This is a genomic window from Streptomyces sp. NPDC002309 (assembly GCF_053593375.1).
Map to the genome: position 1 here is coordinate 22,173 of NZ_JBSFCI010000031.1, position 17,343 is coordinate 39,515.

Consider the following 17,343-nt stretch of genomic DNA (forward strand, 5'->3'; position numbering starts at 1 on the left):
CTGTGCCGTGGGGCGCCGGGGCCGGATGAGGTCGTCCGTCCCGGAGACGATCCTCCGGGACGGACGACCACGCACCACCGCCCGACTAGACGAAGAGACTGAGCACCGCCGCCACCGCGAACCCGGCGATCGACAGCACCGATTCGAGCACCGTCCAGGTCTTGAGCGTGTCCCGCTCGCTGATGCCGAAGTACTTGGCGACGATCCAGAATCCGCCGTCGTTGACGTGCGAGGCGAAGATGGAGCCCGCGGAGATGGCCATGATGACCAGGGCCACGAACGCCTGCGAGTGGTCGCCCTCCGCCAGCAGCGGCGCCACGATGCCCGCCGTCGTCACGATCGCCACCGTCGCCGAACCCTGGGCGACCCGCAGGACGAGCGAGATCAGGTAGGAGAGGACGAGCACCGGCAGACCGACGTCGTTGAACGTGTCCGACAGTGCCTGGGCCACACCGCTCGCCTTGAGGACGGCGCCGAAGACGCCGCCCGCGCCGACCACCAGCAGGATGTTGCCGACGGGCTTCAGCGACGAAGTGGACACCGTCTCCAGGGACTTGCGCGACCAGCCGCGCCGGATGCCGAGCAGGTAGTAGGCCAGCAGCAGCGCGAGGGTGAGGGCCACGAACGGGTGGCCGAAGAACTCGATCACCGAGCGCGGGGTGGAGGGGTCCAGCGCGATGGAGGAGAAGGTGGCCGCGAGGATCAGGATCAGCGGGGTGCCGATGATGGTGAGGACGGTGCCGAGTGCGACCGGCGCCTCACTGGGCTCCACGCCGCTCGCGGCCTGCTCGTCGAGCACGGCGCGCTTGGCCTCGTCCGCCGCCTCCGCCATGTCCTGCGGCACCGGCACGAAGATCCGGTTGCCGATCCATGCCGAGTACGCCCAGGCCGCCAGCACGGCGGGGACACCGCAGACGAGGCCCATGAGGATGACCCAGCCGAGGTCGACATGGAGCAGACCGGCGGCGGCCACGGGACCCGGGTGCGGCGGCAGGAAGGCGTGCGTCATCGACAGGCCTGCCAGCAGTGGCAGACAGTAGAGCAGCACCGACTTGCCGGAGCGCTTGGCCGCCGCGTACACGAGCGGGGCCAGGACGAAGATGCCGACGTCGAAGAAGACCGGGATACCGAAGATCAGGCCGGTGAGGCCCATGGCGAGTGGGGCGCGCTTCTCGCCGAACAGTCCCAGCAGACGGGAGGCCAGCACCTGGGCGCCGCCGCTGACTTCGAGGATCGCGCCGAGCATCGTGCCCAGGCCGATGATGATGGCGACATGGCCGAGGATGCCGCCCATGCCGGCCTCGATGGTGGAGACGGCGGCGGACTTCTGGACGGTGCCGAAGAGTTCGGTGACCGACAGGCCCGCCATCAGGCCGACGGTGACGGAGACCGCGAGGAGGGCGACGAACGGCTGGAGGCGGACCTTGATGATCAGGAAGAGCAGCAGTGCGATACCGATCGCGGCGACGGTCAGGAGGCCTGCCGTCCCGTCGACGAGCAGGAGCAGTCCGCCCGTGTGGGGCGGGGTCTCCGGGGCGGGCGCGGCGGATATGTAGGACATGCGGGGGTCCTCTGGGTCAACACATGGTGCTTTCGGGCAGGGGGGATCGCGGCACGGCGCCCAGGGGAAGGGGGCACCGTGCCGTGGCGTCGTTCGGCGGGGGGAGTTACAGGGGCCGGGAGGGCGTCGGATGTCAGCCCAGGACGGCGAGGACGTCGATCTCGACGAGGAGACCGGCGGGCAGCCCGACGTAGACCGTGGTCCGTGCGGCGGGCGGCTGGGTGAGGCCCTGCTCCTCGAAGTACGCGTTGTAGATCGCGTTCATCTCCGCGAAGTGGTCCACGTCCGTCAGATAGACGCGGATCATCATCGCGTCGTCCCAGGAGGCGCCGCCCTCCTCCAGGATCGCCTTGACGTTGGCGAGCGTCTGGAGGGTCTGCTCACGCAGGGTCGGGCCGGCCGGGGTCGGGGGCTGCCCGTCGGCCGCGGGCAGGAAGCCGACCTGGCCGGCGACCTGGAGGATGTTGCCCTTCCTCACGCCGTGCGAGAACTTCGCGGGCGGAGCGGTGTGGGTGCTGGGGGTGAGAGCGGTCTTCTCGGTCATGCGAGCTCTTTCGTCGGGGTCCTGCCGGAGTACTCGCCGCTGATGGCGTCCGCCGTGCGGCGGACCAGCGGGAGCAGGGTGAGGAGTTCGTCGGCGGTGACGACGACGTTGGGTGCCGAGACCGACATCGCGGCGACGACCCGGCCGTCCGCGCCACGGATCGGCGCGGCGACGCAGTTGATGGACTCCTCGTGGCCACCGAGGTCGGTGGCCCAGCCCTGTTCGCGCACCTTGGCCAGTTCCCGGAGGAATGCCTCGGGGTTCGGTGTCGAACGGGCCGTGTACAGGGGGTAGTCGAGCTTCTCCGCGAGGGCGCGGCGCTCGCGCTCGGGAAGGTCGGCGAGCAGCAGCTTGGCGACGGCGGCGACCGTGAGGGCGACGGGTTTGCCGATCCGCGAGTACATCCGCACCGGGTAGCGGCTCTCGACCTTGTCGATGTAGAGGACCTCGTTCTCCTCGTACACCGCGAGGTGCACGGTGTGCCCGCACTGCTCGTTCAGCCGCATGAGGTGGGGGTGGCCGATCTCGCGGATGTCGAGGTTCTCCATCGCCTCCTGGGCGAGTGCGAAGAGGCGGGCGCCGAGGCGGTAGCGCTGGTCGGACTGGCGGTAGACGAAGCCGTGCTCGTGGAGGGTGCGCAGGAGGCGGAGCGCGGTGGACTTGTGCACGCCGAGCCGGTCGGCGACCTGGCCGAGGTCGGCGGGGCCCTCCGCGAGCAGCGGCAGGATGCTCAGCGCGCGGTCGACGGTCTGACTCATGGCGTACGTACCTCCTCGGGGGCCCGATCAACGGCGTGCGTCCAGCCGGGGCCGAGTCGAAGTGTCCCCCACGCGTCGTCGTCCAGGGCGGCGAGCCGGTCGGCGTGGTCGCGCGTCGGAGGGGTGGCGAGGTCACCGGGGACGGTGAGGGCGGCGGCGGCCAGGAGATGCCCGTGCCGCAGCCGGTCCCGGACGGGCAGGCCGCGCAGGGTGGCGGAGAGGAACCCGGCGGCGAAGGCGTCGCCCGCGCCGACGGCCGCGACGACGTCGACGTGCAGGGCGGGGACCAGGGTGCCGGCGCCCGCGGCCTCCTCGCCCGGGCCGTCGGTCTCCGCGGCGAAGGCGATCGCACCGCCCCGGCCCTGCTTGACCACCACGGTCCCCGGCTCGGGCAGCGCCTCCCGGATGCTCCGGGCGCCGTGCAGCCCCCAGGCCGCCTGCGCCTCGTCGGCGCCGACGAAGACGACGTCGGCCCGGCGGGCGAGGTCGAGCAGCACGCGCGGGCTGTCGGCGCCGCGCCACAGCTCGGGACGGAAGTTGATGTCGAAGGAGACGAGCGGGCGCCCCGGCCGGGGTGCGGTCAGCTCCCACAGCAGGGTCCGGCAGTCCTCCGAGAGCGCCGCGGTGATGCCCGACAGATGCAGCACCCGTGCCGCGTCGACCGCCTCCCTGTCGACGTTGCCCACGGCCATCGCGGACGCCGCCGACCCGGCCCGGTAGTACGCCACCTCGTGCGCGTCGCCGGCCCGGTCCCCGGCGGTGCGGAAGTAGACGCCGGTGCGGCGGTCCGGGTCACGCCCCACCCACGACACGTCGACGCCGTAGCGGCCGATCTCCTCGACCAGGTGGTCGCCGAACCCGTCGGCGCCGACGCGGCTGACCCACCGCACGGAATGCCCCGCGGCGGCGAGCACGCAGGCCACATTGGACTCGGCGCCGCCGATGCCCCGATCGAAGGAGGGGACGTCCGCGAGGCGGCCGGGCCGTGAGGGCAGGAACGTGACCATGGACTCGCCGAGCGCGACGACGTCCACGACGTCGGGTGCGGTGCAAGGGCCTTTGGCGGTCACGATGGTCAGGACTCCTCGTCGATGTCGTGGTCACGGCGGCTCCGTTGACCCCGCGTTGGCCGAGATGTTAGACAGCACTTAGCGACATACGCAATGGACGTTGCATATAACGCAACGCACCAGATCAGGGAGGCTCCATGGCCCTCGACCCCGGCAGCACCGCCACCGAAGCGCTCGCCGCACTCGCCGAGGAACGCGTCGACCACCGCTTCAAGGGCCTCCCGCCGGACGCCGACGGACTGACCGTCGCGGACCTCGCCGCGCAGCGCCGCAACCTCTTCACCGGCGGCTTCGCGACCCCGGTCCTCGCCCTCTCCGCCGAGCACCTGGAGCACAACCTGCGGCTGATGGCGGCGTACACCGCCCGCCACGGTCTCGCCTTCGCCCCGCACGGCAAGACCACCATGGCGCCGCAGCTCTTCCGGCGGCAGATCGAAGGCGGCGCCTGGGGCATCACCCTCGCCGTGCCGCACCAGGTGCGCGTGGCACGGGCGTTCGGCGTCCGGCGGATCTTCCTGGCGAACGAGCTGGTGGACGCCGCGGCCCTGCGCTGGATCGCCGGCGAACTGGCCGGCGACCCCGCCTTCACGTTCGTCTGTTACGTCGACTCCGTGCGCGGCGTCGAGCTGATGGACGAGGCGCTGCGCGGCACGGAACGCCCCGTCGACGTGGTCGTCGAACTGGCCGCCGGCGAGGGCGCCCGCACCGGCGTGCGCACCGAGGCGGAGTGCGCCGAGGTCGCCGACGCGGTGGCCGCCGCACCGGGCCTGCGCCTGGTCGGCGTCGCGGGCTACGAGGGCGAGGTGCCCGGTGCGAACCCCGAGCGGGTGCACGCCTGGCTGCGCCGGGTGGTGGCGCTGGCCGCGGACTTCGACAAGGCGGGGCGCTTCCGGGGCCTGGACGAGATCGTGGTCAGCGCGGGCGGCAGCGCCTGGTTCGACGCGGTCGCGGACGTGTTCGCCGAGATCCCCGCACTGAGCGCGCCGGTCCTGAAGCTGCTGCGTTCCGGCGCGTACGTCTCGCACGACGACGGCCACTACCGCGAGGTGACCCCCTTCAACCGGGTCTCCGAGGAGGGCGCTCTGGAGCCCGCGTTCCGGCTGTGGGCGCAGGTGGTGTCGCGACCGTCGGCGGAACAGGCCTTCGCCAACGCCGGCAAGCGCGACGCGGCCTACGACCTGGACCTGCCGTTCGCGCAGGTCCTGCGCCGCGACGGCGCCGAGCGCCCGGCGACCGGGGTGGAGGTCACCGCGCTGTCCGACCAGCACGCCTGGCTGCGCACCGCCCCGGAGGCGGACGTCGAGGTCGGGGACTGGCTCGGCATGGGGCTGTCCCACCCCTGCACGTCGTTCGACAAGTGGCAGCTGATCCCGGTGGCCGAGGCCGACGGCACGGTCGTCGACTACATCCGCACGTTCTTCTAGGAGGCCCGGCATGGCAGACCTCGTCATCCGTGACGCGGACGTCGTCGACGGCACCGGCGCCCCCGCGTACCGCGCGGACGTGGTGGTGGACGACGGCCGGATCGTCGAGATCGTCAAGGAAGCGGCGGCCGCGGGCTGCCAGCGCCCGATCGCCACGAGGGAGCTGGACGCGGCGGGCCTCGTCCTGTCCCCCGGCTTCGTCGACATGCACGCGCACAGCGACCTCGCCCTGCTGCGGGACCCCGACCACAGCGCGAAGGCCGCGCAGGGCGTGACCCTCGAAGTGATCGGGCAGGACGGGCTCTCGTACGCCCCGGTCGACGACCGCACGCTCGCCGAGGTCCGCCGTGCCATCACCGGGTGGAACGGCCACGGCGACGACATCGACTTCGACTGGCGTTCGGTCGGCGAGTACCTGGACCGGCTGGACCGGGGCATCGCGGTCAACGCGGCCTATCTGATCCCCCAGGGGACGGTCCGCGCGCTGGCCGTCGGCTGGGAGGACCGGGAGGCCACGCCGGAGGAGCTGGACCGGATGCGCCGGCTCGTCGCGGAGGGCCTGGAGCAGGGCGCGGTCGGCATGTCGTCCGGGCTCACGTACACGCCGGGCATGTACGCCGCGGACGCCGAACTGACCGAGCTGTGCCGGGTGGTGGCCGAGTACGGCGGCTATTACTGCCCGCACCACCGCTCGTACGGGGCCGGGGCCCTCCAGGCGTACCAGGAGATGGTGGCCCTGACCCGGGAAGCGGGCTGCCCGCTGCATCTCGCGCACGCCACCATGAACTTCGGCGTGAACAAGGGCCGCGCGCCCGAGCTGCTCGCCCTGCTGGACGACGCCCTCGACGCCGGGGCGGACATCAGCCTGGACACCTACCCCTACACTCCCGGCTCCACCACGCTCGCGGCACTGCTGCCGAGCTGGGCGAGCGAGGGAGGGCCGGACGCGGTCCTGCGTCGGCTGGGCGACGACCCCACGGCCGAGCGGATCCGTCACGACCTGGAGGTCGTCGGCGCGGACGGCTGTCACGGCGTCCCGGTCGAGTGGGACACCATCGAGATCTCCGGTGTGACGGACCCGGCCCTGGCGCCGTACGTCGGCCGTACGGTCGAGGACTCGGCGGCCCTGCGCGGCGAGGACCCCTGGGTCACCGCCCGCCGGCTGCTGGTCGAGGACCGGCTCGGTCCGACGATCCTCCAGCACGTCGGTCACGAGGAGAACGTCCGGGCGATCATGCGGCACCGCGTGCACACGGGCGGCTCCGACGGCATCCTCCAGGGCGCCAAGCCGCACCCGCGCGCGTACGGCACCTTCCCGCACTATCTCGGCCGCTACGTGCGGGAGCTGGGGGTGCTGTCGCTGGAGGAGTGCGTGGCCCGGCTGACCGGGCGCCCGGCTGCCCGGCTGCGACTGCCGGACCGGGGCGTGGTCCGCGAGGGGTACCGCGCCGACCTGGTGCTGTTCGACGCGGCCACGGTCGCGGCGGGCTCCACCTTCGAGCAGCCGCGCACGCTCCCGACCGGCATCCCGCACGTGCTGGTCGACGGCCGTTTCGTGATCGAGGACGGCCGCCGGACGGACGTGCTGGCGGGGCGGGCGGTCCGCAGGACACCCGCCTCCCGCTGAGCCGCGGTCACCGTGTCGTGCCCATGGCCGACACGGGAGAGTGAAGCGACCACAGGGCATCCACCCCTTTCGTCTCATGTGGCGGAAAGCACGAGCCGGGACGCGTGACGCGGCCGTAAGCTCCCAGACATGCAGGTGATCCAGTCGACGAAGCTCGCCAACGTCTGTTACGAGATCCGGGGGCCGGTGCTCGAAGAGGCGATGCGCCTGGAGGCGGCCGGCCACCGCATCCTGAAGCTGAACACCGGCAACCCTGCGGCCTTCGGCTTCGAATGCCCGCCGGAGATCCTGGAGGACATCCTCCGCAACGTCTCGACGGCCCACGGCTACGGCGACGCGAAGGGCCTGCTGGCCGCACGCCGCGCGGTCGTCATGCACAACCAGACGCTGGGCATCGAGACGGACGTCGAGCACGTCTTCATCGGCAACGGCGTCTCCGAGCTGATCACCATGGCCATGCAGGGCCTCCTGGACGACGGCGACGAGGTCCTCGTACCGGCGCCGGACTACCCGCTGTGGACGGCCGCCGTGTCGCTGTCCGGCGGCACGGCCGTCCACTACCGCTGCGACGAGCAGTCCGACTGGATGCCGGACCTCGCCGACGTCGAGCGCAAGGTCACCGACCGCACCAAGGCGATCGTGATCATCAACCCGAACAACCCGACCGGCGCGGTCTACGACGAGGCGGTGCTCAAGGGCCTGACCGACATCGCCCGCCGCCACAACCTGCTGGTCTGCTCGGACGAGATCTACGACAAGATCCTCTACGACGACGCCACGCACGTCCCGACGGCCGCGGTCGCCCCCGACCTGCTGACCCTCACCTTCAACGGCATGTCGAAGGCGTACCGGGTGGCCGGCTACCGGGTCGGCTGGATGTCGATCTCCGGACCGCGCGCGCACGCGGACTCCTACATCGAGGGCCTGACGATCCTGGCGAACATGCGCCTGTGCGCGAACATGCCGGGCCAGCACGGTGTGGTGGCCGCGCTGAGCGGCCGCCAGTCGATCAGCGACCTGGTGCTGCCCGGCGGCCGACTGCGGGAGCAGATGGAGGTCGCCCACGAACTGCTGACGCAGATCCCGGGGGTGACCTGCGTGCGCCCGAAGGGCGCCCTCTATCTCTTCCCGCGCCTCGACCCCAAGATCTTCAAGGTCAAGGACGACCGCCGGCTGGTGCTGGACCTGCTGCGCCGCGAGAAGATCATGGTCGTGCACGGCACGGGCTTCAACTGGCCGGAACCCGATCACTTCCGGGTCGTCACCCTCCCCGCGGTCGCGGACCTGCGGGACGCGATCGAGCGGATCGGCCGGTTCCTGGACGGCTACAGCCAGCCCTGACGCTCACGCTGCGAATACGCCCGTCCCCTTATTTGTGAACGACTCAACTTTAGACGAATTCCAATGTAGGATGGCTTCTGCCGAGCACAGGAGGCCATCACATGTACGAACCGATCCGTGCCAAGTCGGTCCACACCATGGCCGGCGCACCTTCCGACTTCCCCCACCGCTCCCGCGAGGAGGAACTGGACATCCAGCTCGCGGGGCACCTCGCCGCCCTGCTCGCCGTCACCGACGAGCTGCGCGCGCCGGCCCCGTCGTGCGACCTGGACACCGCGGCGGTACGGCTCTCGGAGCAGGTGGCCCGGCTGCGGGGAGGCCGGATGCCGGCCCGCATCTCGGCGACGGCGACCGCCGAGCCGCAACTCGCCGCGCTGCACCGGCGCGCCCACGCCCTCGCCGGGCGCGCGCTGGTGGTCGCCGCGTCCCGGGCGGACACCGCGGTGGCGATCCTCGCCGCCGAGCGTATGGACGCGCACGCGGCCGCGCTCGAACCTCGCAGTCTCGCCGCCCGCTGAACCCTTCCGGGACCCTCGATCGGCCCCGGTCCGCGTGCACCCGCAGCGACGCGCGGACCGGGAGCCATGGCACCGCGTCGGCTTGAGCCGCGTGTGCGCCGCAGGGCGCGCTGTCGTCCTGCGGCTTTCTGCCGTCTGTGGCTTGTCGCGCAGTTCCCCGCGCCCCTTCAGAGGCGTTGCCGTGCCGGGACTGGTAAGTCACCCGCCGTTCATCCCGGAAGCCGGGGAACGTTGGGTTCCGGGAGCACGCTCCCCGGCGTGAGACGAATCTCAGGGATTGTCCTCGCGGTGTTGCTGATCGGCGGCGTGGTGGCGGCTGTCGTGGCGGGCCGGAACGACGGGGAACAGGGCACGGCAACGAAGACCGTGCGTGGCGTGGTCGGATCGGAGAAGGCGGAGTTCTTCGCCGATCCTCAGGTGGTGGACGCCCTTGCCGCCAAGGGCTACACCGTGAAGGCGGAGCCGTCCGGCTCGTGGGCCATGGAGGAACTGGACCTGGCGGGCTACGACTTCGCCTTCCCGTCCAGCCAGGCGCCCGCCGACGCGCTCGCCGAGAAGTACCGGGCGCAGCAGCCGCTGCCGCGCCCCTTCTACTCGCCCCTCGTCGCCGTCGCCCACCGGGGCGCCGCCGAGGTGCTGCGGGCCAACGGGCTCGCCACCCTGGACGAGCCCCACCGCGGCGTCCTGAGGATGAGCGCCTTCCTCGACGCCGCCCGGGACGACCGCACCTGGCAGCAGCTCAAGGGAGCCGAGAAGTACGGCGAGTTGACCGGGACGCTCTACATCGCCAGTACCGATCCCGTCACCTCCAACTCCGGCGCCCTCTACCTCGCCGCCGCCTCCTACGTCGACAACGACGGCAAGGTCGTCGCGAGCGACGCCGAGGTCGGGCGCACGGCGCCGCTGCTGCGCAAGCTGATCACCGTGCAGGGCGCCCAGCAGTCCAGCTCGGACGGCGCCTTCCGGGACTTCATCAGCGGCGCCGGCAACCCGCTCGTCCTCGTCTACGAGTCCCAGGTCGCCTCGCTGCTGGCCCAGGGGCAGGGCGTCGACGACCTCACCGTCCTCTACCTGGACACCACCGCGACCAGCGACCACACCGTCGTGCCGCTGACCGACGAGGGCCGCGCGCTGGGCCAACTGCTCGCCACGGACCCGGCGTTGCGCAAGCTGGCCGTCCGCCACGGCTTCCGCCCGCAGGGCGCCGCCGCCGAGTTCGTCGCGGCCACGGCCGACCACGCCGACTACCTCATGCCGAAGCTGAACGTGCGACAGGTGCCCGTGCCCACCTCCGAGGTGCTGCACGAGATGGCGCGCCGGGCGCGCGGATAGGGGGGACCAGACAGATGAGCCACTACGACCTCGGCCACAGCGCCAGCCAGAACACCAGCGCCAGCCGCGACGACTCCTTCACCCTCACCCCGCCCGAGCCGGTCTCCCCGGTCCCGCGCGAGAAGGCCGGCGGGCTCGTCCCCGTCGACGAGGGCGTGCGCGGCGACATGGCCCGCAAGGCCGCCGACTACATCGCCGGCCTCGCCGCGCTCGACGCCCGCTCCCCGGAGTTCGCCGGCAAGGTCGGTGAGATCACCGGCCTCGGCGCCGGCGAGATGCGCACCGCCGCCTCGCAGTCCAACCGCATGCTGGAGCGGGCGGTGCGCAGCCTGCCCGGCAAGGGCGGCGACGCCCAGTCCAAGGTCGCCGGTTCGCTGGTGGAGCTGCGGCGGGTCGTCGAGGACCTCGACCCGCGCGACCTGCCCACCGGCAAGGGCCGCAAGTTGCTGTCCCGGCTGCCCGGCGGCAACAAGCTGCGCGACCACGTCGCCAAGTACGCCTCCGCGCAGGGCACCCTGAACAAGATCGTGGGCTCGCTGCGCGGCGGCCAGGACGAACTGCGACGTGACAGCGCCGCGTTGCAGACCGAACGGGTCCGCCTCTGGGAGACCATGGGCAAGCTCCAGGAGTACGTGGTGCTGACCGAGGCCCTGGACGGCGCCGTCGAGGAGCACATCGCCCGGGTCGCCGACCCCCAGCAGGCCGACACCCTGCGCGCCGACGTCCTGTTCCCGGTCCGGCAGAAACACCAGGACCTGCTCACCCAGCTCGCGGTGTGCGCGCAGGGCTACCTCGCCATGGACGTCGTACGCCGCAACAACGACGAACTGATCAAGGGCGTCGACCGGGCCGCGACGACCACCGTCTCGGCGCTGCGCATCTCCGTGATGCTCGCGTCCGCCCTCGACAACCAGAAGAAGGTCGTCGACCAGGTCAACGCCCTGCGCGGCACCACCGAGGAGCTGATCCGGGGCAACGCGGAGATGCTGGCCACGCAGTCCGGCGAGATCCAGCGGATCGCCGCGGACCCGGCGGTCGGCGCGGAGACCCTGCGCTCCGCCTTCCAGCAGATCTACCGCACGCTCGACGCCATCGACACCTACAAGGTGCAGGCCACCGAGGCGATGGCGGCCACCGTCGAGTCCCTGACCGACGAACTCCGCAACGCCGGCGCCCACCTGGACCGCAGCCGCGCCCAGGCCGCCCTGGAAGGAGACCGCGGATGAGACGCCGGATCGCGGCCCTCACCCTCGCCGCCCTGACCCTCCTCACCGCCTGCACCGGCGGTACGGACACCCCCGACGACGACCCCACGGCATACACACCCGGCACCCTGCGCGTCCTCGCCTCCAGCGAGCTCAGCGACATGTCCCCGGTCCTGGAGCAGGTCCGCGAGCGGACCGGCATCACCGTGCGGCCCACGTACATGGGCACCCTCGACGCCGTGGACCTGCTGGCGCGGGGGAAGGCGGACCAGGCGTACGACGCGGTGTGGCTGGCCTCCAACGACTATCTGCGGCTGCGGCCCGAGGCGCGGAAGAAGGTGGTGTCGGAGACGCCGGTCATGTCGAGCCCGGTCGCGATCGGCGTGAAACCGGGCACCGTGCGCCGCCTCGGCTGGACCCCCGAGGACGTCACCTGGTCCCAGGTGGAGCGGGCCGTCACCGACGGCGAGCTGACCTACGGCATGACCGACCCGGCCCGGTCCAACTCCGGTTTCGCCACCCTGGTCTCGGTCGCCTCCGCGCTCTCCGGAGCCCAGGCCGCGCTCACCGACGCCGATGTACGCGAGGCGACGCCGCGACTGCGGGAGTTCTTCAAGGGGCAGAAGCTGACCTCGGGTTCCTCGGGCTGGCTCGCCGACGCGTACACCCGGCGCGGCGACGTCAACGCCCTGCTGAACTACGAGTCGGTCCTCAAGGGCATCCCGGACCTGACGGTGATCCGCCCCAAGGACGGCGTGGTCAGCGCCGACTACCCGCTCTCCTCCCTGGCCGCCGCCGGTCCCGACGCCCGTGAGAACGTGCGCCGCCTCGCCGAGGCCCTGCGCGCTCCGGAGGCCCAGCGGGCGATCACCGAGCGCACCCACCGCCGTCCGGTCGTCGCCTCCGTCACCCCCGCCCCCGGTCTCGACCCCGCCCGGCGGCGCGAGCTGCCCTTCCCCGGGGACCGTTCCGTCGCCGACGGGCTGCTCGACGCGTACGAGAACGACCTGCGCCGGCCCTCGCGCACCGTGTACGTCCTGGACACCTCCGGCTCCATGGAGGGCGACCGGCTCACCCGGCTGAAGGCGGCGCTGACCGGGCTGACCGCGGACTTCCGGGACCGTGAGGAGGTGACGCTGATGCCGTTCGGATCGGCCGTGAAGAGCGTGCGCACCCATGTCGTCGACCCGGCGGACCCGAAGTCCGGCCTCGACGGCATCCGCCGCGACACCCGGGCCCTGCGCGCCGAGGGCGAGACCGCGATCTACACCTCGCTCGAGAAGGCGTACGCGCATCTGGGCTCCGACGAGGAGGCGTTCACGTCGATCGTTCTCATGACGGACGGGGAGAACACCGCCGGCGCGACCGCCCCGAAGTTCGAGACGTTCCACGGCTCCCTCACCGGCGAGCAGCGCGACATCCCCGTCTTCCCGATCCTCTTCGGCGACTCGGACCGCGCCGAGCTGGAGCGCATCGCCGAACTGACCGGCGGCCGTCTCTTCGACGCCCAGCAGGGCTCCCTGGACGGCGCCTTCGAGGAGATCCGTGGCTACCAGTAAGGCACTGACGTATCTGGAGTCCCGCAAGAACCTCACCGGTTGTGCGTGCGGTCTCCTGGGCCTGCTGCTCACCTTCACGGGTGTGGCAGGGCCGTACTGGCCGGTCGTGGTCGCGGGCCTGTACGGCGCGGGCGCGCTGATCGCGCCGCCGGAGCGTCCGGCGCTGCCCGACTTCCCGGACCCGTCCGCCCAACTGGACGAGCTGCGGGACGACTTCGCGCGGCTGGGCGCCTATCTCGCGGACGTGGACCTGCCGCCGGCGTCGACCGCGCGGCTCGACGGGCTGACGGGGCTGCTGCGGGCGCTGCTGGAGCCGGGGTGGGTGGCCGAGGTGCTGGCCCAGGACCCCGAGGGGGTGCACGCGCTGTCCCGGGCCGTCCGGCAGGACGTCCCGGAGGCGGTCGACGCCTTCGTACGCACCCGGTGGTGGCACCGGATGACCCCGGGCCAGGAGCCGCCCGAGCAGCACCTGGAGCGGCAGCTCGCGCTCCTCCACGACGAGGCGGAACGCCTGGCGGCGAACCTCAGGGAGACCGAGGCCCGCCGCCAGGAGTCCCACACCCGCTATCTGGAGGACCGCTCCCAGTGACGCCCTGAAGGGGCGCGCCCGGAAGGGGCGCGGGGCCGCATCGACATGCGGCCCCGCCGCGGGGCGCGACCAGCCCACCACGACCGGCACCCGCCGACGCACAGCGCCCCCCGAGCCATCACGCGCCCCCTCACGGAGTGAACCCGCGGCCGGCCGTGACGATGTTGCTGGTCAGGGCACTGTCGGCGTGGACCGGCCGCGGAGTCTTCCGGGTGGGCGTCAGCCCAGGCGCCGCACCAGCGCCCGGTACTCGTCCCACAGCTCCTTCGGCGTGTGGTCACCGAAGGTGTTCAGGTGGTCGGGGACGAGCCCGGCCTCCTCGCGCCACACTTCCTTGTCCACGGTGAGCAGGAAGTCCAGGTCCTCGTCGGACATGTCCAGCCCGACGGTGTCCAGGGCTTCCCGGGTCGGCAGGACGCCGATCGGCGTCTCGACGCCCTCGGCCCGGCCCTCCAGGCGCTCCACGATCCACTTCAGGACGCGGCTGTTCTCACCGAAACCGGGCCAGACGAACTTGCCCTCGTCGTTCTTGCGGAACCAGTTGACGTAGTAGATCTTCGGGAGCTTCGCCTGGTCCTTGTCCTTGGCGACGTCGACCCAGTGGCCCATGTAGTCGCCCATGTTGTAGCCGCAGAACGGCAGCATCGCGAACGGGTCGCGGCGCAGTTCGCCGACCTTGCCCTCGGCGGCGGCGGTCTTCTCGCTGGCCACGTTGGCGCCGAGGAAGACGCCGTGGTTCCAGTCGAAGGACTCCGTCACCAGCGGCACGGCGGTGGCGCGGCGCCCGCCGAAGAGGATCGCGGAGATCGGCACACCCGCGGGGTCCTCCCACTCGGGCGCGATGATCGGGCACTGCGCGGCCGGGACCGTGAAGCGGGCGTTGGGGTGCGCCGCCGGGGTCCCCGACTGCGGCGTCCAGTCGTTGCCCTTCCAGTCGGTGAGGTGGGCGGGCGTCTCCTCCGTCATGCCCTCCCACCAGATGTCGTTGTCATCGGTGAGGGCGACGTTGGTGAAGACGGAGTTGCCCCACAGCGTCTTCATCGCGTTGGCGTTGGTGTGCTCACCGGTGCCGGGCGCGACGCCGAAGAAGCCGGCCTCGGGGTTGATGGCGTACAGACGCCCGTCGGCGCCGAAGCGCATCCAGGCGATGTCGTCGCCGATCGTCTCGACCGTCCAGCCGGAGATGGTGGGCTCCAGCATGGCGAGGTTGGTCTTGCCGCAGGCGGACGGGAAGGCGGCGGCGACGTACTTGGGCTCGCCCTGCGGCGGGGTGAGCTTGAGGACGAGCATGTGCTCGGCCAGCCAGCCCTCGTCGCGGGCCATCACGGAGGCGATGCGCAGGGCGTAGCACTTCTTGCCGAGCAGCGCGTTGCCGCCGTAGCCGGAGCCGTAGGACCAGATCTCGCGGGTCTCGGGGAAGTGCGAGATGTACTTGGTGCTGTTGCAGGGCCAGGGCACGTCCTGCTCGCCGGCCTCCAGCGGCGCTCCGAGCGTGTGCACGGCACGCACGAAGAAGCCGTCGGAGCCAAGTTCGTCCAGGACGGGCTGTCCCATGCGCGTCATGGTGCGCATGGAGACGGCCACATAGGCGGAGTCGGTGATCTCGACGCCGATCGCGGACAGGTCGGAGCCGAGCGGGCCCATGCAGAACGGGACGACGTACATGGTCCGGCCGCGCATGGAGCCGCGGAAGACGCCCTTCTCACCGGCGAAGATCTCCCGCATCTCGGCGGGGTCCTTCCAGTGGTTGGTCGGGCCGGCGTCCTCCTCCTTCTCGGAGCAGATGAAGGTGCGGTCCTCGACGCGGGCGACGTCCGTCGGGTCGGAGGCCGCGTAGTAGGAGTTGGGGCGCTGGATCGGGTCGAGTTTGCGGAAGGTGCCCTTCTCGACGAGCTCCCCGCACAGGCGCTCGTACTCGGCCTCGGATCCGTCACACCAGACCACGCTGTCCGGCTGGGTCAGTTCGGCGATCTCGTTCACCCAGGAGACCAGTTCCTGGTGAGAGGTGGGGACGGGGGGAGCCGCGATGTCGCGCGCCACGATCGCTCCTAAATGAGGGATTTTTTTCTCTGTCTGCCCCGTGGGGGCCGCGACCCGGATGCTTCGCTTACTCCCTTTGGCGCTCATCCGGTGCCGACCGCACTCATTTGATCATCCGAGGTGACTGCGCATTTGTCCAGAGGGCCGCCCACCTGAGCGGAGTGAGGAACACCACCACCTCCATGTTCCCCTGAGTTTCTTTACGTGCACGTTGAGTTCGGTTGACCGCCTCTTGAGAGGTGCGCAATCCAACTGCCGTGAGATGATGGCCACTCCCGTGACCGTCCGGATTCGTAACCTACGGTTGCGTAGGTACGATGCGGCCCATGACTGCGTCCGCCCCCGACAATCCCTCGGACAAGCCGGTCACCGACCGGATCTCCGAAGCGCTCTCCCTGCCGCAGCCGATCAAACCCAAGCTCCGGGGCTGGCTGCATCTGGCCATGTTCCCGGCAGTGGTGGTCGCGGGCCTGACACTGACCGCCCTCGCCGACTCCCCGCGCGGCCGCGTCGCCTGCGGGATCTACGCCCTCACGGCCTGCCTGCTGTTCGGCGTGAGCGCGCTCTACCACCGGGGCTCGTGGAGCCCTCGGATGGACGGCGTACTGCGCCGCCTGGACCACTCCAACATCTTCCTGATCATCGCCGGCACCTACACCCCGCTGACCCTGCTGCTCCTGCCGGTCAGCAAGGGGCGCTGGCTCCTGTGGGGCATCTGGGCGGCGGCGCTGGCGGGCATCCTGTTCCGTGTCTTCTGGGTCGGGGCACCGCGCTGGCTCTACACGCCCTGCTACATAGCGATGGGCTGGGCGGCGGTCTTCTTCCTGCCCGACTTCATGCGCACCGGCGGCATCGCCGTCCTGGTCCTGGTCATCGTCGGCGGCCTGCTCTACAGCGCGGGCGGCGTCGTCTACGGCATCAAGCGGCCGAACCCGTCGCCGCGCTGGTTCGGCTTCCACGAGGTGTTCCACTCGTTCACGCTGGCGGCGTTCGTGGTGCACTACGTGGGGATCTCGCTGGTGGCCTACCGGCACTCCTGACCCCTGCCCCCTGACCCCTGCCCCCGGACGCCGGACGCCGGACGCTGATTGGCAGCGGGCTTCAATTGACAGCTACTGTCATTTCATGTCCGAAGCCCACCCCTCCCCCGCCGACCGCTCCCGGGCGGGCCTGCGCGAGCGGAAGAAACGCAAGACCCGCGAGGCGATCCGGCAGGCCACCTTCACCCTGGTCGACGAGCAGGGGTACGACGCCACCACGGTCGAGCAGATCGCCGACCGTGCCGAGGTGTCGCCGTCGACCGTCTTCCGCTACTTCCCGGCCAAGGAGGACATCGTCCTGTCCGGGGACCTCGGGCCGGCGCTCGTCGAGCGGCTGCGGACCCGGCCCGCGCACGAGCCCTGGCAGACCGCCCTGCGGCACGTCCTGCGCGAGGCGATCGGTCTCGCCCTGCGTGAGCAGGGCGAGGTCACCCGGATGCGCTGCCGGCTGCTCGCGGAGATCCCCGCGGTGCGCTCCCGCGTCACGCGGAACGCGGCCGCCGCCGGCCGGCCGCTCGCCCAGGCCCTCGCGGAGCGCACCGGACGCGACCCGGAGGACCTGGAGGTGCGGGTCCTGGCCACGTCCCTCGTCGGCGGGCTGACCGAGGTCTGCCGGTACTGGGCACGCACCGGCTTCCGCGACGACCCGGCCGACCTCGCCGACCGTGCCCTGGCCGTCTACGACCGGGATCTCGGCGCCGAAAACCCCTGAGGTCCGCGCCGTCCGCCGTGCGA

The 17,343-nt window shown here is 71.5% G+C and carries 15 protein-coding genes; 10 read left to right on the forward strand and 5 right to left on the reverse strand.

The features are described 5' to 3' along the window. Positions 1–85: 85 nt before the first annotated feature. From ACWCPM_RS24550 to ACWCPM_RS24565, 4 genes are all read right to left on the reverse strand, one after another. Complete coding sequence (locus tag ACWCPM_RS24550; RefSeq protein WP_450978401.1) at positions 86–1,561, reverse strand: GntP family permease; 1,476 nt, start codon at positions 1,559–1,561, stop codon at positions 86–88. 133 nt (positions 1,562–1,694) lie between these two features. Further along, positions 1,695–2,105, reverse strand: a complete 411-nt coding sequence (locus tag ACWCPM_RS24555) for a RidA family protein (protein ID WP_450978402.1) — start codon at positions 2,103–2,105, stop codon at positions 1,695–1,697. Further along, positions 2,102–2,863, reverse strand: a complete 762-nt coding sequence (locus tag ACWCPM_RS24560) for an IclR family transcriptional regulator (RefSeq protein WP_450978403.1) — start codon at positions 2,861–2,863, stop codon at positions 2,102–2,104. The genes ACWCPM_RS24555 and ACWCPM_RS24560 overlap by 4 nt, the downstream gene beginning before the upstream one ends. Then, positions 2,860–3,933 (reverse strand): sugar kinase, encoded by a 1,074-nt coding sequence (locus ACWCPM_RS24565; protein WP_450978404.1) that lies wholly within the window; start codon positions 3,931–3,933, stop codon positions 2,860–2,862. Before ACWCPM_RS24565 ends, ACWCPM_RS24560 begins: the two co-directional genes overlap by 4 nt. Before the next feature lie 137 nt (positions 3,934–4,070). Between ACWCPM_RS24565 and ACWCPM_RS24570 the strand changes: the two genes are divergently transcribed. The 8 genes from ACWCPM_RS24570 (at position 4,071) to ACWCPM_RS24605 (ending at position 13,528) form a co-directional block, all read left to right on the forward strand. After that, complete coding sequence (locus tag ACWCPM_RS24570) at positions 4,071–5,357, forward strand: amino acid deaminase (protein ID WP_450978405.1); 1,287 nt, start codon at positions 4,071–4,073, stop codon at positions 5,355–5,357. A gap of 10 nt (positions 5,358–5,367) precedes the next feature. Beyond that, the gene (locus ACWCPM_RS24575; protein WP_450978406.1) at positions 5,368–6,984 is read left to right on the forward strand and encodes an N-acyl-D-amino-acid deacylase family protein; all 1,617 of its coding nucleotides are present in this window, start codon (positions 5,368–5,370) and stop codon (positions 6,982–6,984) included. A gap of 129 nt (positions 6,985–7,113) precedes the next feature. Then, positions 7,114–8,325: a pyridoxal phosphate-dependent aminotransferase gene (locus tag ACWCPM_RS24580; RefSeq protein ID WP_450978407.1), complete on the forward strand. Its 1,212-nt coding sequence runs from the start codon at positions 7,114–7,116 to the stop codon at positions 8,323–8,325. A gap of 101 nt (positions 8,326–8,426) precedes the next feature. Beyond that, a complete protein-coding gene (locus ACWCPM_RS24585) occupies positions 8,427–8,843 on the forward strand; it encodes an SCO4983 family protein (RefSeq protein WP_450978408.1) in 417 nt (138 codons plus the stop codon). A 258-nt stretch (positions 8,844–9,101) separates the two neighbouring features. Then, positions 9,102–10,175 (forward strand): hypothetical protein, encoded by a 1,074-nt coding sequence (locus ACWCPM_RS24590; RefSeq protein ID WP_450978409.1) that lies wholly within the window; start codon positions 9,102–9,104, stop codon positions 10,173–10,175. Positions 10,176–10,189: 14 nt separating this feature from the next. Further along, positions 10,190–11,401, forward strand: a complete 1,212-nt coding sequence (locus ACWCPM_RS24595) for a toxic anion resistance protein (protein WP_450978410.1) — start codon at positions 10,190–10,192, stop codon at positions 11,399–11,401. After that, the gene (locus ACWCPM_RS24600) at positions 11,398–12,939 is read left to right on the forward strand and encodes a substrate-binding and vWA domain-containing protein (RefSeq protein ID WP_450978411.1); all 1,542 of its coding nucleotides are present in this window, start codon (positions 11,398–11,400) and stop codon (positions 12,937–12,939) included. Before ACWCPM_RS24595 ends, ACWCPM_RS24600 begins: the two co-directional genes overlap by 4 nt. Beyond that, positions 12,926–13,528: a hypothetical protein gene (locus tag ACWCPM_RS24605; RefSeq protein ID WP_450978412.1), complete on the forward strand. Its 603-nt coding sequence runs from the start codon at positions 12,926–12,928 to the stop codon at positions 13,526–13,528. The genes ACWCPM_RS24600 and ACWCPM_RS24605 overlap by 14 nt, the downstream gene beginning before the upstream one ends. Before the next feature lie 219 nt (positions 13,529–13,747). Here the strand turns inward: ACWCPM_RS24605 and ACWCPM_RS24610 are convergent, their stop codons facing one another. Then, the gene (locus ACWCPM_RS24610) at positions 13,748–15,568 is read right to left on the reverse strand and encodes a phosphoenolpyruvate carboxykinase (GTP) (RefSeq protein ID WP_450978413.1); all 1,821 of its coding nucleotides are present in this window, start codon (positions 15,566–15,568) and stop codon (positions 13,748–13,750) included. 326 nt (positions 15,569–15,894) lie between these two features. Between ACWCPM_RS24610 and trhA the strand changes: the two genes are divergently transcribed. Next, complete coding sequence (gene trhA, locus ACWCPM_RS24615; RefSeq protein ID WP_450978414.1) at positions 15,895–16,608, forward strand: PAQR family membrane homeostasis protein TrhA; 714 nt, start codon at positions 15,895–15,897, stop codon at positions 16,606–16,608. Between the two features lie 85 nt (positions 16,609–16,693). Beyond that, positions 16,694–17,320, forward strand: coding sequence for a TetR/AcrR family transcriptional regulator (locus ACWCPM_RS24620; protein ID WP_450978415.1), 627 nt, complete (start codon positions 16,694–16,696; stop codon positions 17,318–17,320). Positions 17,321–17,343 lie beyond the last annotated feature (23 nt).

Coding starts and splice junctions, on each gene's coding strand:
- ACWCPM_RS24550 (WP_450978401.1), bottom strand. CDS start 1,561: ATGTCCTACATATCCGCCGCGCCCGCCCCGGAGACCCCGCCCCACACG.
- ACWCPM_RS24555 (WP_450978402.1), bottom strand. CDS start 2,105: ATGACCGAGAAGACCGCTCTCACCCCCAGCACCCACACCGCTCCGCCC.
- ACWCPM_RS24560 (WP_450978403.1), bottom strand. CDS start 2,863: ATGAGTCAGACCGTCGACCGCGCGCTGAGCATCCTGCCGCTGCTCGCG.
- ACWCPM_RS24570 (WP_450978405.1), top strand. CDS start 4,071: ATGGCCCTCGACCCCGGCAGCACCGCCACCGAAGCGCTCGCCGCACTC.
- ACWCPM_RS24575 (WP_450978406.1), top strand. CDS start 5,368: ATGGCAGACCTCGTCATCCGTGACGCGGACGTCGTCGACGGCACCGGC.
- ACWCPM_RS24580 (WP_450978407.1), top strand. CDS start 7,114: ATGCAGGTGATCCAGTCGACGAAGCTCGCCAACGTCTGTTACGAGATC.
- ACWCPM_RS24585 (WP_450978408.1), top strand. CDS start 8,427: ATGTACGAACCGATCCGTGCCAAGTCGGTCCACACCATGGCCGGCGCA.
- ACWCPM_RS24595 (WP_450978410.1), top strand. CDS start 10,190: ATGAGCCACTACGACCTCGGCCACAGCGCCAGCCAGAACACCAGCGCC.
- ACWCPM_RS24600 (WP_450978411.1), top strand. CDS start 11,398: ATGAGACGCCGGATCGCGGCCCTCACCCTCGCCGCCCTGACCCTCCTC.
- trhA (WP_450978414.1), top strand. CDS start 15,895: ATGACTGCGTCCGCCCCCGACAATCCCTCGGACAAGCCGGTCACCGAC.
- ACWCPM_RS24620 (WP_450978415.1), top strand. CDS start 16,694: ATGTCCGAAGCCCACCCCTCCCCCGCCGACCGCTCCCGGGCGGGCCTG.